This window comes from Kitasatospora sp. NPDC093558, assembly GCF_040683475.1.
Lineage (GTDB): Bacteria > Actinomycetota > Actinomycetes > Streptomycetales > Streptomycetaceae > Kitasatospora.
The window spans coordinates 1-2,070 of record NZ_JBFBDY010000928.1; the positions used below are offsets into that span (position 1 = coordinate 1).

The 2,070-nt window shown below is 73.2% G+C and carries 3 protein-coding genes; all 3 read right to left on the reverse strand.

Features of this window, described 5'->3' with window-relative positions:
- Positions 1–618: SDR family NAD(P)-dependent oxidoreductase (locus AB0O00_RS37040; protein WP_363659093.1), on the reverse strand; the 618-nt coding region annotated here is incomplete at its 3' end.
- Positions 619–725: 107 nt separating this feature from the next.
- Complete coding sequence (locus AB0O00_RS37045) at positions 726–1,355, reverse strand: class I SAM-dependent methyltransferase (RefSeq protein ID WP_363659094.1); 630 nt, start codon at positions 1,353–1,355, stop codon at positions 726–728.
- 234 nt (positions 1,356–1,589) lie between these two features.
- Positions 1,590–2,070, reverse strand: a 481-nt coding sequence (locus AB0O00_RS37050) for a LysM domain-containing protein (RefSeq protein WP_363659095.1), incomplete at its 5' end; no start/stop codon positions are given.

Consider the following 2,070-nt stretch of genomic DNA (forward strand, 5'->3'; position numbering starts at 1 on the left):
CTGGAACGCGGCCGACGCGCCGTCCGCCGGGTTCATGTCGGTGTCGATCGGCCCGGGGTGGACGACATTGACCGTGATCCCGCGCGGCCCCAGCTCGCGGGCCAGCGCCTTGGTCAGCCCGATCGTCGCGGCCTTGCTGGTCGCGTACAGCACGGCGCCGCCGAAGGCGACCCGCTTGGCGATGCAGCTGCCGATCGTGACGATCCGCCCGCCGTCGGCCAGCAGCGGCGCCGCCGCCTGGGCGAACAGGTACGGCGCCCGGACGTTGACCTCCAGCACGCGGTCGACGTCCGCCGCCGTAGTCTCCCCGATCGGCCCCATCGCCCCGACCCCGGCGTTGTTCACCAGGACGTCGAGCCGCCCGAACCGCTCGACGGCCGCCGCCACCACGGCCCGGACCTCCTGCGGGTCGGCGCAGTCCGCCCGGACCGCCCAGCCGCGCCGGCCCATCGCGGTGATCTTCGCCGCGACGGCCTCGGCCCGCTCGGCGCTCCCCTGGTAGGTAAGGACGACGTCCGCGCCGTCCTCGGCCAGCCGCAGCGCGATCGCCGCCCCGATCCCCCGGCTCCCGCCGGTCACCAGCGCCACCTTGCCGTCGAGCTCCATCGCACCGTTCATCGCCGTCTCCCAAGTCATACGTGTTGAAAGCCCGTTGTCAGGCATGACTCGATCCTCGGCGGCGCGGCCGCAAACCTCCGGCGGTATTCGGACGTTGCATTGAAGGTTCAACAGTGTGCGCGGTAGTGCGACGCCACCGCCGGCTGCCCCGTGTAGTTCGGCCCGGCCTCCAGCACCAGCAGGTGCCGCCGCGCCCGGTACTCGAACCCGGCCGCCCGCAGCGCCGCCACCACCGCCCGCGCCGCACTCGATCCGTCCGCCCACCGCACCGATTCCGGATCGAAGTGTGCGGTGAACCGTCCATCCGGCACGAGCCATCCGGCAGCCCGGGTGATGACGCCGAGCTGGTCACCCAGGTAGTGGAGGCCGTGCACACAGGTGATCAGGTCGTACGACCGGCGCGGGGCCCAGTCCGCGAGCGCTGCCGTGACCAACCGCAACCCCGGCAGTGCATCGGCATCGGGCGGGGGCGCGAGTGGGCCAACCAGATCGACGCCGGTCAGGACCGCCCCCGCCGGGAGCCGACGCGCCGCCTCGACCATCGCGCGCCCTTCGCCGCTGCACAGATCCAGCCACGCCGGAGCGGCCCCGCCGCACCCGAGGAGATACTGCGCGGGGTCGAACCCCAGTTCCCGCGCATAGCTGTTCACGCCGCTGAGCCCGCGCTCGCGGTTCATCGTGTTGTTGGCCACCACGGACGAGCCCACGAGCTCGGCGTCGGTTATCAGTCGCACCATCGGCCGACCCTATCGGCACGCGGCCCGACACGCGGCGCGACCAGATACGATGCCCCGGCCGCCGGCCATCCGCACGGGCCCGACACGCCGGACGGCCTCCCACGACCCCGCAGGACGCCGTGCGGCCCCGCCGTGGACCCGGGACACCGGCCCCGCCCCCACAACGCGCGGAGCGGCCATCCCCGGGTCTCGGGATGGCCGCTCGGTGTGCGGTCGAACAGTGGCGACGAGGCGTCAGACGGTGAGGTCCTGCCCCGGGAAGATCAGGTCCGGGTCGTCGCCGATGGTGCGGAGGTTCTTGCCGTACAGGGTGTCGGTGTCGGTGCCGAACTTGGCGGCGATCTCGCTCAGCGTGTCACCGCTCTTCACGGTGTAGCTGCCGCCGGCGCCGTTCCTCTCGGTGGACGGAGCCTTCTCGGTGGACGGAGCCTTCTCGGTGGACGGAGCCTTCTCGGTGGACGGAGCCGGCTTCGCGGGCTTCGCCGGCTGGGCCGGCGCCTGCTGGGCCTGCGGCTGCGTCCGCGGCGTGGACCTGGTCGCGGGCTTGCCGCCCTGGCTGGTGTTCTGCTCGGTGTCCTGGCTGCTGTCCTGACTGCTGTCCTGCTTCGCGCCCTGCTTCGCCGCCGGCTTCGACGGCTTCGCGGCCGGCTTGGCCGCGGGCTTGGCGGGCTTGGCGGGCTTGGCCGGGGCGTCGTCCGCGGAGTCCGCGACCTCC